This window comes from Saccharopolyspora dendranthemae (assembly GCF_007829955.1).
In the GTDB taxonomy this organism is placed as follows: Bacteria; Actinomycetota; Actinomycetes; order Mycobacteriales; family Pseudonocardiaceae; genus Saccharopolyspora; species Saccharopolyspora dendranthemae.
Map to the genome: position 1 here is coordinate 167,331 of NZ_VIWX01000003.1, position 14,488 is coordinate 181,818.

The following is a 14,488-nucleotide window of genomic DNA, read 5'->3' on the forward strand; positions in this document are numbered from 1 at the left end:
AGTGATCGGTTCTGGACCCATACTCGTTCTTCGTCGCGAAGCGGGTGTCGACAAAGGACACCCGCCCTCAGCCGAAGCGAGGTATTGCCCATGCGTTCTCGGGCCCACCGACCGCGGTTGGCAGCCGCCGCACTGCTGACCATGGCCGTTCTCCCGATCTCCGGGCCTTCCGGCATCGCCGGGCCGACCCCCGAACCGTCCGGGACGCAGAGCATCCACATCCCGTTGCGCGACGTGGCCACCGACCGGTCCGCGGTGCGCGAGGTGCACAGCGACAAGGCCTTTGAGCTCATCGGGTTCACCTGGGACGGACCGGCCCCCGACCGGGTCGAGGTGCGCACGCGCGCGACCGACGGCTGGGGCCCGTGGACGTCGCTGGAGGCCGAAGGCGGCGGCAGCGAACCGATGTGGACCGGCCGCAGCAACGACGTGCAGGTCCGCGCGACCGCGCAGGGCCAGGACGCCACCGGCCGGCTGCAGTTCATCGGCATCGACCCCGGCGAGCAGACGACCCCGCCGCAGGCCTCCGAACCGCGCGCGGGCCGGCCAGCGGTGATCAGCCGGGCTCAGTGGGGCGCCGACGAGTCGAAGATGACCTGGCCGATCGAGCGGACCAGCACCAAGGCCGCCGTCGTGCACCACACCGCGGGCACCAACAACTACACCTGCGACCAGTCGGCCAAGCTCGTGCGCGGCATCTACCAGTACCACGCGGTCGAGCTGGGCTGGGGCGACATCGGCTACCACGCGCTCGTCGACAAGTGCGGCACCGTCTTCGAGGGCCGCACGGGCGGTCTCGCCGGCAACGTGATCGGCGGTCACGTGCTCGGGTTCAACCGCAACACCTTCGGCATCTCGATGATGGGCAACTACGACGGTGCGACGCCGTCGTCGAAGACGGTCAACGCGGTCGCCGACGTCGTCGCCTGGAAGCTGAAGGCCTCGGGCGTTCCCGCCGACGGCACGACCCGCCTGACCTCCGAAGCGCCCAAGGGGTCGAAGTACCCGGCGGGCACGGTGGTCACGCTGCCGACGATCTTCGGCCACCGCGACGCGGCCTACACGGCCTGCCCGGGCCAGCGCGGCTACGACCGCCTGGGCACGATCCGGAGCCAGGCCACCAACGCCCAGCGGCACGAAGGCGCGTGACCAGGGCCTGTCCCAGTTTTAGTCATAACTGAGCCGACATTTCGGGCATGATCATGGCTCGGTTTGGACTAAAACTGGGCCCTGCCGCGCGTCACCGAGCAACGTGACCCCGAGACCAGATGGTCACCACCAGCGTTCGAGGACTTGGGCGACTCCGTCCTCGGCGTTGGTGGTGGTGACCTCGTCGGCCGCGGCGAGGGCGTCGGGGTGGGCGTTGCGCATGGCCACCCCGTGCCCCGCCCAGCCGAGCATCGGCACGTCGTTGGGCATGTCGCCGAAGGCGATCACCTCCGAGCGCGCGACGCCGAGCTCGGCCGCCACGCTGGCCAGCCCCGACGCCTTGTCCACGCCCGGGGCGGAGAGCTCGATCAGCCCCGTTTCCACCGAGTAGGTGGACTTCAGCTGGTCACCGATGATCTCGCCGGTGGCCGCCGCCAACTCGGCGCTGCTGAGACCGGGGTTCATCACCAGCAGCTTCATCGCCGGCTTGCCGGTCAGCTCGTCGAGGGGCGACACGCGGATGTCGGTGTTGCTCCAGTTGCGGTGGAAGTCGGCCTCGGCGAGGAACTGCTCCCGCAGGTCGTCGCGGGCGCTGGTGGTGGCGCGCTCGACGGCGAACGCGCAGCCGCTCAGCTCCCGCCGCAACTCCCCGACCACGTCGTGCAGCGTCACCGGGTCGATGTCGTGGCTGCTCAGCACCTTGTCGGCAGCGGTGTCGTAGGTGACCGCGCCGTTGGCGCACACCGCGATCCCCGACACGCCGAGCGCGTCGACCACGCGCGGCATCCACCTCGGCGGTCGCCCCGTGACCAGGACGAACGGCGTTCCGGACGCGGCGACGCGGCGGGCCGTGGCCGCTGTCCGGGCGGAGACCTCCTCCATCGGGCCGAGCAGGGTTCCGTCCACGTCTGATGCCACCAGGCCAGGTTCACGCACGAGGACCATCATGCCCGCCAGAACCGGGCGTGCGGGCAAAGTCGCTGGTGAAGCGGCGAGGGACGTTCATCACCTGATCGGGTCGAGCGACGTCGGGCGGGACCAGTACCGTCTACCCGTGCGCGTTGGGATCGTGATCTTGCCCGAACACCGTTGGTGGGCGGCCGAGCCGCTCTGGCGAATGGCCGAGGAGTACGGCTTCGCCCACGCCTGGACCTACGACCACCTCGGCTGGCGCTCCCTGGTGGACAAGGCCTGGTACGACGCCGTGCCCACGCTGACCGCTGCCGCCACCGTCACCTCGACGATCCGGCTGGGCACGCTGGTCGCCTCCCCGAACTTCCGGCACCCGGTGCACTTCGCCCGCGAGCTGACCGCCCTCGACGACATCGCCGACGGCCGCGTCACCCTCGGCGTCGGCGCCGGCGGTACCGGGTTCGACGCGAGCGTGCTGGGCCAGGCCGAGCTCTCCCCGCCGGAGCGCTCCGACCGGTTCGCCGAGTTCCTCGAACTCCTCGACCACGTGCTGCGCTTCGACGTCACCGACTACGACGGCACCTACTTCTCCGCGGTCCAGGCGCGCCGCGCGCCCGGCTGCGTGCAGCTGCCGCGGGTCCCGTTCGTGGTGGCCGCCAACGGCACCCGCTCGATGCAGCTGGCCGCGCAGTACGGCCAGGGCTGGGTGACCACCGGCCGCGGCGGCGACGACCCGGAGAGCTGGTGGCGAGCGGTGGCGGAGCTGTCGCTGCGCTTCACCGACATCTGCCACGAGCAGGGCCGCGATCCGAATCGGGTGGACCGCTACCTGCAGGTCGACGCCGCACCGGAGTTCTCGCTGTCCAGTGTGGAGCACTTCCGCGACGTGGTCGGGCGGGCCGGGGAGCTCGGCTTCACCGACGTCATCACGCACTGGCCGCGGGCCGAGAGCCCGTACGCCGGCAAGGAGTCGACCGTCGAGGAGATCGCCACCGAGGTCCTGCCCGAGCTCTAAAAGCTGTTTATGAGTCGTTTTGCGTGGCGGTGCGGGTAGCGGAACCTGAGCGCCTTCGTGGACTCCGTGCGCCGCTCCTGATGTCTTCCGCTTACCCAGGGGTGGACATCGGCGTCGGCGGCGTACTCGCCACGAAGGCGCTCAGAACCCGCGGCGGTGCCAGCTGAGTCCCACACCTGAAACAGCGGCTCCGCCGCCTTCCTCAACAGCTGTAGGTGTGCCGCCCCGCCGACCCGGGTATCCGTCGTCGGCAGGAGGTGGTGTCGATGTCGGCGCAGACCAAGGTCCGCAACCTGCTCGATGAGGCGGGAACCAGCTTCGCGACCGAAGCCGGGATCTCGCTGGCCAACAAACCATCTCCGCTGTACCGGCTCTCGGTGCTCTCGGTGCTGCTGTCGACCCGGATCAAGGCGGGCATCGCGGTCGACGCCGCCCGGGAGCTGTCGCAGTGGAGCACCCCGCAGCGGATGTTCGACGCCACCTGGCAGCAACGGGTGGACGCCCTCGTCCAGGCCCACTACCGGCGCTACGACGAGAGCACGTCGACCGCGCTCGGAGAGGGCGCCGAGCTGCTGCTCGACCGCTACGGCGGTGACTTGCGAAAGCTGCGGTCCAAGGCGAACGGGGACCCGGAGGAGGTCCGGCGCCTGCTGATGGACCTGCCGCGGCTGGGGCCGGTCGGCGCCGACATCTTCTGCCGCGAAGCCCAGCTCGTCTGGCCGGAACTGCGCCCCTACTTCGACACCAAGGCGCTCAACGGCGCGAAGAAGCTCGGGCTGTCCACGGAGCCCGACGAGCTGGCCCGTCACGTCGAGGGCCACGAGCTCGCGAGGCTGGCCGCCGCCCTCGTGCGCGCGACCCTCGACCGGAGCCTGGCCAGCGCCCTCAGCTGAGGGCTTCACCCCCGCACGCAGAAGACCCCGGGTGGGAACCCGGGGTCTTCGCCGTTCAGGTGGCCGTCACTTCTTCGGTTCGAGGACCTCGCGACCGCCGAGGAACGGGCGCAGCGCCTCGGGAACCCGGACGGAACCGTCGGCCTGCTGGTGGTTCTCGAGGATCGCCACGATCCAGCGAGTGGTGGCCAGCGTGCCGTTGAGCGTCGCCGCGAAGCGGGTCTTGCCGTCGGCGTCGCGGTAGCGGGTGTTGAGCCGCCGCGCCTGGAACGTGGTGCAGTTCGAGGTCGACGTCAGCTCGCGGTAGGTCTGCTGGCTGGGGAACCACGCCTCGCAGTCGAACTTGCGGGCGGCGCTGGAACCGAGGTCACCGGCAGCCGTGTCGATCACCCGGTAGGGCACCTCGATCTTGGCCAGCATCTCCTCTTCCCAGGCCAACAGGCGCTGGTGCTCGTCGTGCGCGTCCTCTTCGCGGCAGTAGACGAACATCTCCAGCTTGTTGAACTGGTGCACGCGGATGATGCCGCGCGTGTCCTTGCCGTAGGAGCCGGCCTCGCGGCGGAAGCAGGTCGACCAGCCCGCGTAGCGCGCGGGCCCGTCGGCGAAGTCCAGGATCTCGCCGGAGTGGTATCCGGCCAGCGGCACCTCGGAGGTGCCCACCAGGTAGGCGTCGTCCTCCTCCAGCCGGTACACCTCGCTGGAGTGGGCGCCGAGGAAACCGGTCCCGTCCATGATCTCCGGGCGCACCAGGACAGGCGGCACGACCAGCGTGAAACCGGCGGCCGTCGCCTGCGCCGCGGCCATGTTCAGCAGCGCGAGCTCCAGCTGCGCGCCGACGCCGGTGAGGAAGTAGAAGCGGGCGCCTGCGACCTTCGCCCCGCGCTCCATGTCGAACGCCCCGAGCCCGTTGCCCAGCTCCAGGTGGTCGGCAACGTCGAAGTCGAACTCCGGCGGGACGCCCACGTGCTTGAGCACCGCGAAGTCGTCCTCGCCGCCCGGCGGCACGCCCGGCTCGACGACGTTGGAGACGGCCTTCTGCAAACGCAGCAGCTCGGCGTCGGTCTCGGTCTGCTCGGCCTCGGCGTCCTTGACCTGCCCGGCCAGCTCCTTGGCCTGGGCCAGCAGCGCATCGCGCTCCTCGCCCTGGGCCTTGCCGACCTGCTTGCCGAACTGCTTCTGCTCAGCACGCAGGTTGTCCGCCCGGGACACCGCGGACCTGCGACGCTCGTCGGCCGACAGCAACGCGTCCACCAAGGACGCGTCCTCACCACGTGCGCGCTGCGACGCGCGCACCGCTTCCGGATCCTCGCGTAGCGTCTTCAGGTCGATCACAGCTGGTCAGCGTAGTCGCACCACAAGAACGAGGCGTGCCCAGGGTGCCCACAACCCCAGCAACACCATTTCCCCAGGCAACCCACGCCAGGAGAAAACCCACGCCGGGCAAGCGACCCACGTCAGGCAAGCGACGAAGTCGCTTTCTCAGTACCCCACCAGAGCAACCCGCACCGCCGCGGGTTCTCAGACGCCTTCTGGGGAGGACAGCCGTAGCGCCGCGTATCCGTTCATACTCAAGTCTCGGATCCCGGACCCAGAAGGCGTCTGAGGTTCCGCGACCCGCACCGCCCAGCAGCAAGACCACTGAGTCTTGTCAGTAGACGCAACCCACCAGGCAAAGAGGTCGAGGAAAGGGATCAGGACTGCGGAATCCGGTGCGGAACGAACGCCGCCCCGTCATCGGTGATCAGCCCGGCCGTCTCCCGAATCCCCAACCCGGCCGACTCATCCCCGACGATCCACGCCCCGAGCGCGGGCCGCATCCCGTCGAACTCGGGCAGCGGGTCGAACGCCTGGTAGACGAATCCTTCTTCGCCGTAGAACCCGGCGGTCTCGGTCTCCCAGCCGGGCGCGGCGATGGTGATGTTGTTGCCTTCGCGCCCGAGCCGCGGCTTGCGCACGTACTCGGTGAGCAGTCCGGGCTGGTCGAGGTAGGTGGGCAGCAGGTTGGGGTGTCCGGGGTGCATCTCCCAGAGGATCGCCAGCAGCGCCTTGTTGGACAGCAGCATCTTCCAGAGCGGTTCGACCCACTGGGTGGCGGGCAGCGTGCTGACGGCGTGCTTGCCGAACTCGTCGTCGACCATCCACTCCCAGGGGTAGATCTTGGCGACGGTGTTCATGGGCGCTTCTTCGAGGTCGACGAAGCGCTCCAGCAGGTTGTCCCAGCCGATCTCCTCGATGGCCAGGCCGACGGTGTTGAGGCCGGCCTCGGCCGCGGTCTCCTGGAGGTAGGCGGCGGTGATGTTGTCCTCGCCGGTGTGCTCCTGGCCGGACCAGGTGAAGTGCACCTCGTTGGTGGCCAGCTGCGGCTTGATCTCCGTCCAGCGCTCGACGAGCTTCTCATGGATGGAGTTCCACTGGTCGTCGCCGTCGTGGACTTCGGTGAGCCAGTGCCACTGCACGACCGCGGCTTCCAGCAGCGAGGTCGGCGTGTCGGCGTTGTACTCCAGCAGCTTGGCGGGGCCGGAGCCGTCGTAGCGCAGGTCGAAGCGCCCGTAGAGGTGCGGGTCGCGGCGGCGCCAGGATTCGGCGATCTGCGGCCACACCCACTCGGGGATGCCGAAGTCCTTGTAGCGCTCGGTGGTGATCACGTGGTCGACGGCGTCCAGGCACATGGAGTGCAGCAGCTCGACGTCGGCCTCCAGGGAGAGGACCTCGTCGAGGCTGAACTCGTAGTGCACGCCCTCGTCCCAGTAGGGCCGGTTGCTGCCGTCGGCGGCGCGCGCCGGGGTCCCGAAGACGAGTCCGAGCTCTTCGACCTTCGACTGCCAGTCCGGGCGCCTGGCCCCGGTCGTGCGCTTCACTCGTCAGCTCCCGCTGCTACCGGACTTGCTGCTGATGCCGAACCCGCCGCGCTGGACGGTCGAGCCCTTGGAGTCCTTGATCGTGGTGCCGGACGGCTTGTTGAACGACGAGCTCGACACGGGCGAGCCGACGCTCGGCGCGGGCGAGCCCGGCGAGGTGTAGGCGTAGCGGTACGAGGGGGTCGGCGACATCGGGCCACCGAGGAACAGCGGCATGAACACGAAGCCCGAGTGGTGGTCGACGTAGCCGCCCTGGCTCTTCACGTAGTTCTCGTCGCAGTTCTCCGGTGCCGCCGTCGTCGCCGAGCCACCCTGCTGCTCCTGCGCGCAGAACTGCTCCGAGGCGTTGGCCGACGCGCTGACCTCGGAGGCCGAGTACATGGCGGCCACGAGCGCCACGACGCCGACGGTCGCTCCGCCGCCGATCATCGCCTTCCGGCGCTTGGCGGTCTTGGCCGCGGCTGCTGCCTGCTCGGCGCGCTCGGCGTCGGCGCGGCGCTGCTCGGCCATCTGCCGGGCCTTCTGCTCGGCGAGCGTGGGCTCGCGCGGCGTCGTGCTCTGCGGATCCTGGTAGCGGATCTGCCCCTGGTTGTCCGCAGGCACCTGCTGGGTCGGCTCGTCCGGGGAGGAGTCCCCCTTCGGCCGCTCGTTGTCTGCCACTGGCTCGCCATTCTCAGTCATTGACCCACTCCCAAGAGCCCACACTACTCAATGAAGGGACGCGCCCGGCAACGAATGAGTTCCCTTTCCTCCGCACTTCCGGGGCGCAGGAGTGCCGACGCGAGCCCGGACCAGGCATCATGTGTTCGATGTCCCAGCCCGCACGCACCCCGAAACCGCGACGCAACCCGCCCAACACCAAGCTGGTGATGGTCGCGGCGGCGATCGGCGCACTGCTGATCCTGACGGTCAGCCTCCTGCTGAACTGGCCGACGGAGTCCGGCAAGGTCAGCGGGCCGGCAGGGGTCGGCGAGGCACCCGCGCCGGAGGTCGTCTTCGAGACCCGCGCCGGGGAGTGCCTGAACTGGACGGAGCCGGACGCCGCCGACATCCGCAAGGTCACCTGCGCGGAGCCGCACCTGTTCGAGGTCACCGGCCCCTACGACCTGCGCGAGTTCGGCCCGAACGCGCCGTTCCCGACCACCCAGCAGTGGCAGGACGTCAAGCAGCAGCGCTGCATCGAGGTCTCCGACCAGTACCTGGGGGACAAGTTCGACAAGGAGGGCCGCTTCACGGTCGGCGCCTTCACCCCCAGCCAGGAGGGCTGGGCCGACGGTGACCGCACGCTGCACTGCGGGCTCCAGCAGCCGGGGCCGTCCGGGAAGCTGTTCCCGATCAGCGGTGAGGCCGCGAAGATGGACCAGTCGAACGTCTACCCCGCCGGCCGGTGCCTGGGCATCAACGGCACCCAGGTCTGGGACCCGGTGGACTGCGCGCGGCCGCACTCGGTGGAGCTCAGCGCCGTGATCAACCTGGCCGACCAGTTCCAGGGCAACTTCCCGCCGGAGAACGACCAGGACGGGTTCCTGGCGGGCAAGTGCGAGGAGCTGACCGCGGGCTACGCGGGCGGGCCGACCGCGGCCAAGGACAAGGGCCTGGTCGTCTACTGGGACACGCTCTCCGAGGAGAGCTGGGCCGCGGGTTCGCGGCAGGTCAACTGCAAGTTGAGCGCGCAGCTGCAGGACGGCAGCGGCCTCGCACCGGTCACCGGCAGCGTCAAGGGCCAGGTGCAGGTGGGCAACGCCCCGGCGGGCCGCGACCCGGCGTCGACCGAGCCGGGTGCCCCGGCCACCGAGCAGCCGCGCTGACATGCCGGTGGAGATGACCCGCACCCGGTTCGAGGAGCTGGTGAGCGACGCCCTGGACCGGCTCCCACCGGAGTTCGCGACGGCGATGAACAACGTGGTGGTGCTCGTCGAAGACGCCCATCCCGAGGACCCGGAGCTGCTGGGGCTTTACGAGGGCATCGCGCTGACCGAGCGGGACCACACCTACAGCGGCGTCCTGCCGGACACGATCACGATCTTCCGCGATCCGCTGCTGGCGATGTGCGGCGACGAGGAGGAGGTCGTCGAGGAGGTGGCGATCACCGTCGTCCACGAGATCGCGCACCACTTCGGCATCGACGACGACAAGCTCCACGAACTCGGCTGGGGCTAGGAAACCTGGTGAAGAATTGCGTTCCGCCGCGTTCTTGAACAGCTCCTAGTCGACGTTGCGGCCGAGGAAGGCCATCAGGCGATCGGTGGGTGACGGGTTCTCGGGAGGGGTGGTGGCCGGGGCGAAGCCTCCCGGCCTGCGCATCGCCTCCTCCGGCACGGAGTCGATCAACTCCTGGCAGAAGACCTGCAGGTCGGCGGGCAGCTCAGCCGAGCGACCGCAGCTCCGGTGCAGGTCCCAGCCGTGCATGGCCAGATCGGCGATCGGGAACGCCAGCGCCTGGTGCAGCGGAACCTCGCCCGCCGGTGAGCTCCGGGGCGCGTCCAGATCGGCGTCGGGGACCGCGCGCCGATCGCGCGCAGCTCCGCCGCGGGGTCGTCGCGCACCCAGTCGGCGGGCTCGGACGGCCGGTCCCAGGTCGTGCCGTCCTCCAGCAGCACGGCGACCTTCGTCGCGCTGCCGGTGACGTGACCGACGAGGTCGCGCACGCTCCACCCCTCGAGGTTGGACGGCTCGTCCCAGCGATCCTCGGGAACCTGGTCCACCGCTTCCACGAAGAAGTCCAGCGCCTGCCCGGCCACCGCGCCGATCCGCGCGTTCACGTCGCTCATGAACGGCACCGTAGGGCTCGGCCCCGACATCCGCGCGTCACTTCACAGCGGGCACGCGCTAGAGAAGGCCGTCCCAGGTCAGGCAGCGCCAGCCGGTGCGGGCCTCCGGGTCCGACTCGATCACGATCAGGCCGGTGTTGGGCAGGTGCAGCGAGTCGGCTTCGGCACCGGTGATCTCCTCGACCAGCACGCCCGCCACCAGCCGCAGCATCGCGCCGTGGCTGACCATCACCACCGAGCCTTCCGCCACCCCGTCCAGGGCGCCGCGGGCTCCGCCGAGGAAGCGGCTGATCGCATCGCGCCCGCTTTCCCCGCCACCGGGCATGGGCACGTCGAGCTCGCCGCCGTGCCACCGGGCGTAGACGTCGTCGAAGACCGCCAGCGCCGGGCCGCCCAGGCCCTCCAGCTCGCCGACGAACACCTCGTGCGTCCCCTCCGCCACCTGCAACGGCAGGCCGAGCCGCCGTGCGGCCGGTGCGGCGGTCGCCTGCGCGCGCCGCGCGGCGCTGGCGCGCACGGCGACGATCTTGTCCTCCCGCGCGGCCAGCCGCTCGGCCAGTTCCTCCGCCTGCTGCGCGCCGAGATCGGTCAGGCCCGGGCCCGGCGGCAGGGTGTCGAGCAGCTTGGCGACGTTGGCCGGGGTCTGCCCGTGCCTCGCCAGCACGAGCCGGACGCCCTCCGGAGCCGACAACTCGAATTCGCTCACGCGAGCCTCCCCGCACGCACTGCGGCCAACCACTCGGCCGCGTTCCGGAACGCCTGCTCCGATGATCCCGGGCGCACCGACGCGACCGCCCGGTCCGCCTTCGGGTACGAGCCGAGGAAGCGCACCGAATCGCAGCGCCGCCGCAGCGCCGCCATCGCCTCGCCGACCCGCGCATCCGCCACGTGCCCGTCGAAGTCCAGGTAAAAGCGGTAGTGCCCGAAGCTGTGCTTGACCGGACGGGACTCGATCCGGCTCAGGTTGATGCCGCGCAACGACAGCTCGGCCAGCATGTCGGCGAGCGTGCCGACCTCGTGGCTGATCACCGCGCAGATCGACGTCCGATCCGCGCCCGTGGGCTCCGGCAACGCGCCGGGCTTGCGGACCAGCAGGAACCGCGTCGCCGCGTCGCGGACGTCGGCGACGCCGGTCTCCAGCGCGCGCAGCTCCGGGTAGTGCTCGAGGGCCACCGGAGCGGAGATCGCCGCGTCGAACTCGCCCGCGGCGACCGCGGCGGCCGCGGCGGCGGTCGAGCTGACCGCGCGGACATCGGCCTTCGGCAGGTTCTCGGTCATCCAGCCGCGCACCTGCGCCAGCGCGTGCGGATGGCTGGCGACGGTCTCGACCCGGTCCAGGTCCACATCCGGGTGGGCCAGCACGTCGAACTGGACCGGGATCACGACCTCCTTGACCGCGACCAGCGGATCGTCGTCGGTCAGCGCGTCGAGGGTGGCCGGAACCGAACCCTCCACGGAGTTCTCCACCGGAACGCCCGCGGCCAGCACGTCCCCGGAACGCACCGCGGCCAGCGCGACCGGCACGGTGTCGCTGGGGACGAGCTCGGCGTCGAAGTCCGCGGTCAGCAGCCGGGTCGCTTGCTCGGTGAAGGTTCCGGGCGGGCCGAGGTAGGCGATTTCTGGCACCCGCCCAGATTACGGCCCGATCGGCGGCGATCGGACCCGGCCACGTGAACGGTTTTCACCGGACACCGGGGGTTTCGACGCTCCGTGATCGCTCTTGCCGGGCCGTTCACCGCTAAACGGCACGTCGCCGCAGATGTGACCTACCCAATGCCACTACGCGGCGCATTCCTGCGATGCTGTGTGGCGTGACCGCAGATTCGGGGCGCTCATCGTCAGAAGGAGCGGAGCCGGAGCTGCAGCTCGTCCTCTGCGCGTTGGACGAGTCGCTGGCAGCGGCCTGGCACGAGATCGCGGAAAGCCGGTCCGGCATTTCCGTTCATCAAGGCTCGGTTCTCGACGCCCGGGCGGACGCCGTCGTCAGCCCCGCCAACTCCTACGGGTGGATGCGCGGCGGCATCGACGCCGTGTACGCCCGCACCTTCCCGGAAGTCGAGGAGCAGGTGCGCAGCGCCGTCCTCGCCTACCACGGCGGCGAGCTGCCGGTGGGCGAAGCGCTGCTGGTCCCCACCGGCGTGCCCAGCCCGATCTGGCTGATCAGCGCGCCCACGATGCGCGAACCCGGTGAGACGCTGCCCGCCGACACCGTGCACCCCTACCTCGCGGCGCGCGCGGTGCTGCGGCTGTGGGCGAGCGCGGCGCTCGACAACGGAGCCCCGGTGCACCGCGTCGTGCACTCGATCGCGATGCCCGGCCTCGGGACCGGAATCGGCGGTGCCGCAGCGGAGCTGTGCGCACGCCAGGTCGCGGCCGCCTGGGACGAGGTGTTCGCCCAGGCGGATCTTCGCTGAGTCCCGTTGCCAGGCGGAACGGGTGGGCAGTAAGTACCGTCAGGCACGGCCGACGAACGTAGGAGGTTGCCCCAATGCTGATTCGCCGTTTGGCGCGTCCGATGCTCGCCTCGATCTTCATCATGGGTGGGATCGGTGCCCTCAAGGACACCCCGAACCACGCCAAGGGCGTCGCCCCGATGCTGGAGAAGGCCATCGATCCGGTGCGCGATTCGCTGCCGGAGCAGGTGCCGACCGACACCGAGACGCTCGTGCGCATCGACGCGGGGGTGAAGATCGGCGCCGGCGCTCTGCTGGCGCTGGGCAAGTTCCCGCGACTGGCATCGCTGCTGCTGGCGGGCAGCATCGTGCCGACCACGCTCGCCGCTCACCGGTTCTGGGAGCAGGACGACCCGCAGCAGCGCGCTGAGCAGCAGATCCACTTCCTGAAGAACCTCGGCCTGCTCGGCGGGGTGTTGCTGGCCGCGGTCGACACCGGCGGCAAGCCGAGCGTCGGTTACCGGGCCCGCAAGAGCGCCCGCATCGCCAAGAAGACGGCGAAGACCGCGAACAAGACGGCGGGCAAGAAGGCGAAGAAGAGCAAGAAGTAACCCCCGAACTCGGCACTGCTGAGCGGACCGCCCCGAGCGCCCACTAGCGTGGGCGCCGTGGCGGTCAGGGTGCTGTTGGTCGATGATCACGAGGTGGTCCGGCGAGGTCTTCGCGATCTGCTGGACACCGAGTCGGACGTCGACATCGTCGCGGAAGCGGGCGGTGTCGGTGAGGCGCTGGCCCGAGCGCAGGCCACCGCGCCGGACGTCGCGGTCATCGACATGCGGCTGCCCGACGGGGACGGGCTGGAGCTGTGCCGCAAGCTGCGGGCGCTCGACGACCCGCCGTACTGCCTGGTGCTGACGGCCTTCGACGACGAGCAGGCGCTGGTCGGCGCGATCAACGCGGGCGCGTCCGGCTACCTGCTCAAGCAGGTGCGCGGACAGGACCTGGTCAACGCGGTCCGCGAGGTCGCCGCCGGCCGCTCGCTGCTGGACCCGGTCACCACCGGGCGGGTGCTCGACCACCTGCGGCAGTCGAGCAGCCCGGAGCCCGACGAGCTGGCCGCGCTCACCGAGCGGGAGCGCAGGGTCCTGGAGCTGATCGGCGAAGGCCTGACCAACCGCCAGATCGCCGAGCGGCTGTTCCTCGCCGAGAAGACCGTCAAGAACTACGTGACCTCGGTGCTGGCGAAGCTCGGGATGGAGCGGCGAACCCAGGCGGCCGCCTGGGTAGCCCGTCGCGAGAAGCCCTGAACCGGTGGTCCGGGCTCAGGCGCCCCGAACGATCACTTCTTGGTCCGGACCTCGACCGAGGTGCCTTCGGGACCGTGCTCGACGGTGATCTCGGCCTTGCTCAGGACGGCTTCGCGGATGGAGGAGCGGAGGCGGTCCTTGAGCTCCGTCGGAGCGTGCTCACCGCTGCACTTGCGCTGCAGCAGCGCCTTCAGGTGCTCCTCGATGCCGAAGTGCTCGAGGCACGTCCCGCAACCGTCGAGGTGCCGCTGCACGGCCTCGCGCCGCTCCTGGTCGCACTCGTTGTCCAGGAACAGCCACACCTCGGCGAGCGCGTCCTGGCAGGAAGCCTCATCCGGCTCACCGCAATTCATGAAGTGCTCACCTCCTGCTGGTTCTGCCGCAAGAAGCCTCGATCACGGGCGACGTCGGTGAGCATCTCACGCAGCTGCCTGCGACCACGGTGCAGCCTCGACATCACGGTGCCGATCGGGGTGCCCATGATCTCGGCGATCTCCTTGTAAGCGAAACCTTCCACGTCCGCGTAGTACACGACCATGCGGAACTCCTCGGCCAGCAGCTGCAGCGCGGCCTTCACGTCGGTGTCGGGCAGCCTGTCCAGCGCCTCGACCTCCGCCGAGCGCAAGCCCGTCGACGTGTGGTTCTCCGCCTGCGCCAACTGCCAGTCGGCGATCTCATCCGTCGGCTGCTGCTGCGGCTGGCGCTGCCGCTTGCGGTAGCCGTTGATGTAGGTGTTGGTCAGGATCCGGTACAGCCAGGCCTTCAGGTTCGTGCCCTGCGTGAAGGACTTGAACGCCGAGTAGGCCTTCAGGTACGTCTCCTGGACGAGGTCTTCGGCGTCCTGCGCGTTCCTGGTCATCCGCAGCGCGGCTCCGTAGAGCTGGTCCAGCAGCGGCATCGCGTCCCGCTCGAAGCGGGCGGCCCGCTGCGCTTCCGTCTCCTCCGCGCCATCGGCTTCCTGCGCTGACGCGGAGTCGACGCGCGGGGTGTTGGCAGAGTCCTCGGGGGTGCTAGGCACCAGGCTCCTTTCCCGCCGCCCGGACGACGTGGCGGCAGACGACGAACCCATGCACTCCTTCGCATGGTCCGTGTTCGAGGATACCCGTGCTGTCCTGCCATTTCCTGATGGCGAGGACTGCGGGCGCGGGGGGCGGTCCAGCACGCAGGTGTTCGTCGAATCCATCGTCACG

General features: G+C 70.0%; 17 protein-coding genes and 1 pseudogene. 8 read left to right on the forward strand and 10 right to left on the reverse strand.

The features are described 5' to 3' along the window. Nucleotides 1-90: 90 nt before the first annotated feature. Entirely contained in the window at nt 91-1,149 is a 1,059-nt protein-coding gene (locus FHU35_RS15995; protein ID WP_145740433.1) for a peptidoglycan recognition protein family protein, read from the forward strand. Between the two features lie 123 nt (nt 1,150-1,272). On the opposite strand, the gene FHU35_RS16000 is transcribed toward FHU35_RS15995, so the two are convergent. Continuing rightward, nucleotides 1,273-2,085, reverse strand: coding sequence for an HAD family hydrolase (locus FHU35_RS16000; RefSeq protein ID WP_145740435.1), 813 nt, complete (start codon nt 2,083-2,085; stop codon nt 1,273-1,275). Nucleotides 2,086-2,203: 118 nt separating this feature from the next. On the opposite strand from FHU35_RS16000, the gene FHU35_RS16005 reads away from it, so the two are divergent. Beyond that, nucleotides 2,204-3,076 carry an LLM class flavin-dependent oxidoreductase gene (locus tag FHU35_RS16005; RefSeq protein ID WP_145740437.1) on the forward strand — a complete coding sequence of 291 codons (873 nt, stop codon included), beginning with the start codon at nt 2,204-2,206 and terminating at the stop codon, nt 3,074-3,076. A 266-nt stretch (nt 3,077-3,342) separates the two neighbouring features. Beyond that, a complete protein-coding gene (locus FHU35_RS16010; protein WP_145740439.1) occupies nt 3,343-3,969 on the forward strand; it encodes an endonuclease in 627 nt (208 codons plus the stop codon). A gap of 66 nt (nt 3,970-4,035) precedes the next feature. Here FHU35_RS16010 and serS read toward each other — a convergent pair whose 3' ends face one another. From serS to FHU35_RS16025, 3 genes are all read right to left on the reverse strand, one after another. Further along, entirely contained in the window at nt 4,036-5,301 is a 1,266-nt protein-coding gene (gene serS, locus FHU35_RS16015) for a serine--tRNA ligase (RefSeq protein ID WP_145740441.1), read from the reverse strand. A gap of 359 nt (nt 5,302-5,660) precedes the next feature. Beyond that, on the reverse strand, nt 5,661-6,827 hold the full coding sequence (locus tag FHU35_RS16020) for a glutathionylspermidine synthase family protein (RefSeq protein WP_145740444.1): 1,167 nt from the start codon (nt 6,825-6,827) through the stop codon (nt 5,661-5,663). Between the two features lie 3 nt (nt 6,828-6,830). After that, nucleotides 6,831-7,508 (reverse strand): hypothetical protein, encoded by a 678-nt coding sequence (locus FHU35_RS16025; RefSeq protein WP_186459456.1) that lies wholly within the window; start codon nt 7,506-7,508, stop codon nt 6,831-6,833. A 128-nt stretch (nt 7,509-7,636) separates the two neighbouring features. On the opposite strand from FHU35_RS16025, the gene FHU35_RS16030 reads away from it, so the two are divergent. Both FHU35_RS16030 and FHU35_RS16035 read left to right on the forward strand, forming a co-directional pair. Next, complete coding sequence (locus tag FHU35_RS16030; protein WP_145740445.1) at nt 7,637-8,635, forward strand: septum formation family protein; 999 nt, start codon at nt 7,637-7,639, stop codon at nt 8,633-8,635. Between the two features lies 1 nt (nt 8,636). Next, on the forward strand, nt 8,637-8,987 hold the full coding sequence (locus FHU35_RS16035; RefSeq protein ID WP_145740447.1) for a metallopeptidase family protein: 351 nt from the start codon (nt 8,637-8,639) through the stop codon (nt 8,985-8,987). Nucleotides 8,988-9,032: 45 nt separating this feature from the next. Here FHU35_RS16035 and FHU35_RS16040 read toward each other — a convergent pair whose 3' ends face one another. The 4 genes and pseudogenes from FHU35_RS16040 to pheA form a co-directional block, all read right to left on the reverse strand. After that, nucleotides 9,033-9,482, reverse strand: coding sequence for a TIGR03086 family metal-binding protein (locus FHU35_RS16040; RefSeq protein ID WP_246110349.1), 450 nt, complete (start codon nt 9,480-9,482; stop codon nt 9,033-9,035). Beyond that, a pseudogene (locus FHU35_RS29935) lies at nt 9,401-9,628 on the reverse strand (maleylpyruvate isomerase N-terminal domain-containing protein); the annotation flags it as partial. The pseudogene FHU35_RS29935 and the gene FHU35_RS16040, both read right to left, overlap by 82 nt. A gap of 28 nt (nt 9,629-9,656) precedes the next feature. Then, entirely contained in the window at nt 9,657-10,304 is a 648-nt protein-coding gene (locus FHU35_RS16045) for a histidine phosphatase family protein (RefSeq protein WP_145740449.1), read from the reverse strand. Continuing rightward, a complete protein-coding gene (gene pheA / locus FHU35_RS16050; protein ID WP_145740451.1) occupies nt 10,301-11,224 on the reverse strand; it encodes a prephenate dehydratase in 924 nt (307 codons plus the stop codon). Before pheA ends, FHU35_RS16045 begins: the two co-directional genes overlap by 4 nt. Before the next feature lie 173 nt (nt 11,225-11,397). Between pheA and FHU35_RS16055 the strand changes: the two genes are divergently transcribed. The 3 genes from FHU35_RS16055 to FHU35_RS16065 all read left to right on the forward strand — a co-directional run bounded on the left by FHU35_RS16055 (nt 11,398) and on the right by FHU35_RS16065 (nt 13,298). Further along, on the forward strand, nt 11,398-12,012 hold the full coding sequence (locus FHU35_RS16055) for a macro domain-containing protein (protein ID WP_145740453.1): 615 nt from the start codon (nt 11,398-11,400) through the stop codon (nt 12,010-12,012). Nucleotides 12,013-12,086: 74 nt separating this feature from the next. After that, nucleotides 12,087-12,602: a DoxX family protein gene (locus FHU35_RS16060; protein WP_145740455.1), complete on the forward strand. Its 516-nt coding sequence runs from the start codon at nt 12,087-12,089 to the stop codon at nt 12,600-12,602. 57 nt (nt 12,603-12,659) lie between these two features. Next, nucleotides 12,660-13,298 (forward strand): response regulator, encoded by a 639-nt coding sequence (locus tag FHU35_RS16065; RefSeq protein ID WP_145740458.1) that lies wholly within the window; start codon nt 12,660-12,662, stop codon nt 13,296-13,298. 32 nt (nt 13,299-13,330) lie between these two features. Here the strand turns inward: FHU35_RS16065 and rsrA are convergent, their stop codons facing one another. Both rsrA and FHU35_RS16075 read right to left on the reverse strand, forming a co-directional pair. Then, nucleotides 13,331-13,651, reverse strand: a complete 321-nt coding sequence (gene rsrA / locus FHU35_RS16070; RefSeq protein ID WP_145740460.1) for a mycothiol system anti-sigma-R factor — start codon at nt 13,649-13,651, stop codon at nt 13,331-13,333. Further along, entirely contained in the window at nt 13,648-14,316 is a 669-nt protein-coding gene (locus tag FHU35_RS16075; RefSeq protein WP_145740462.1) for a sigma-70 family RNA polymerase sigma factor, read from the reverse strand. The genes rsrA and FHU35_RS16075 overlap by 4 nt, the downstream gene beginning before the upstream one ends. Nucleotides 14,317-14,488 lie beyond the last annotated feature (172 nt).

Excerpts from the sequence above, each read along its gene's own strand:
- FHU35_RS16055 (WP_145740453.1), top strand. The coding sequence starts at position 11,398 with ATGCTGTGTGGCGTGACCGCAGATTCGGGGCGCTCATCGTCAGAAGGA.
- rsrA (WP_145740460.1), bottom strand. The coding sequence starts at position 13,651 with ATGAATTGCGGTGAGCCGGATGAGGCTTCCTGCCAGGACGCGCTCGCC.
- FHU35_RS16035 (WP_145740447.1), top strand. The coding sequence starts at position 8,637 with ATGCCGGTGGAGATGACCCGCACCCGGTTCGAGGAGCTGGTGAGCGAC.
- FHU35_RS16010 (WP_145740439.1), top strand. The coding sequence starts at position 3,343 with ATGTCGGCGCAGACCAAGGTCCGCAACCTGCTCGATGAGGCGGGAACC.
- FHU35_RS15995 (WP_145740433.1), top strand. The coding sequence starts at position 91 with ATGCGTTCTCGGGCCCACCGACCGCGGTTGGCAGCCGCCGCACTGCTG.
- FHU35_RS16030 (WP_145740445.1), top strand. The coding sequence starts at position 7,637 with ATGTCCCAGCCCGCACGCACCCCGAAACCGCGACGCAACCCGCCCAAC.
- FHU35_RS16025 (WP_186459456.1), bottom strand. The coding sequence starts at position 7,508 with ATGACTGAGAATGGCGAGCCAGTGGCAGACAACGAGCGGCCGAAGGGG.
- FHU35_RS16060 (WP_145740455.1), top strand. The coding sequence starts at position 12,087 with ATGCTGATTCGCCGTTTGGCGCGTCCGATGCTCGCCTCGATCTTCATC.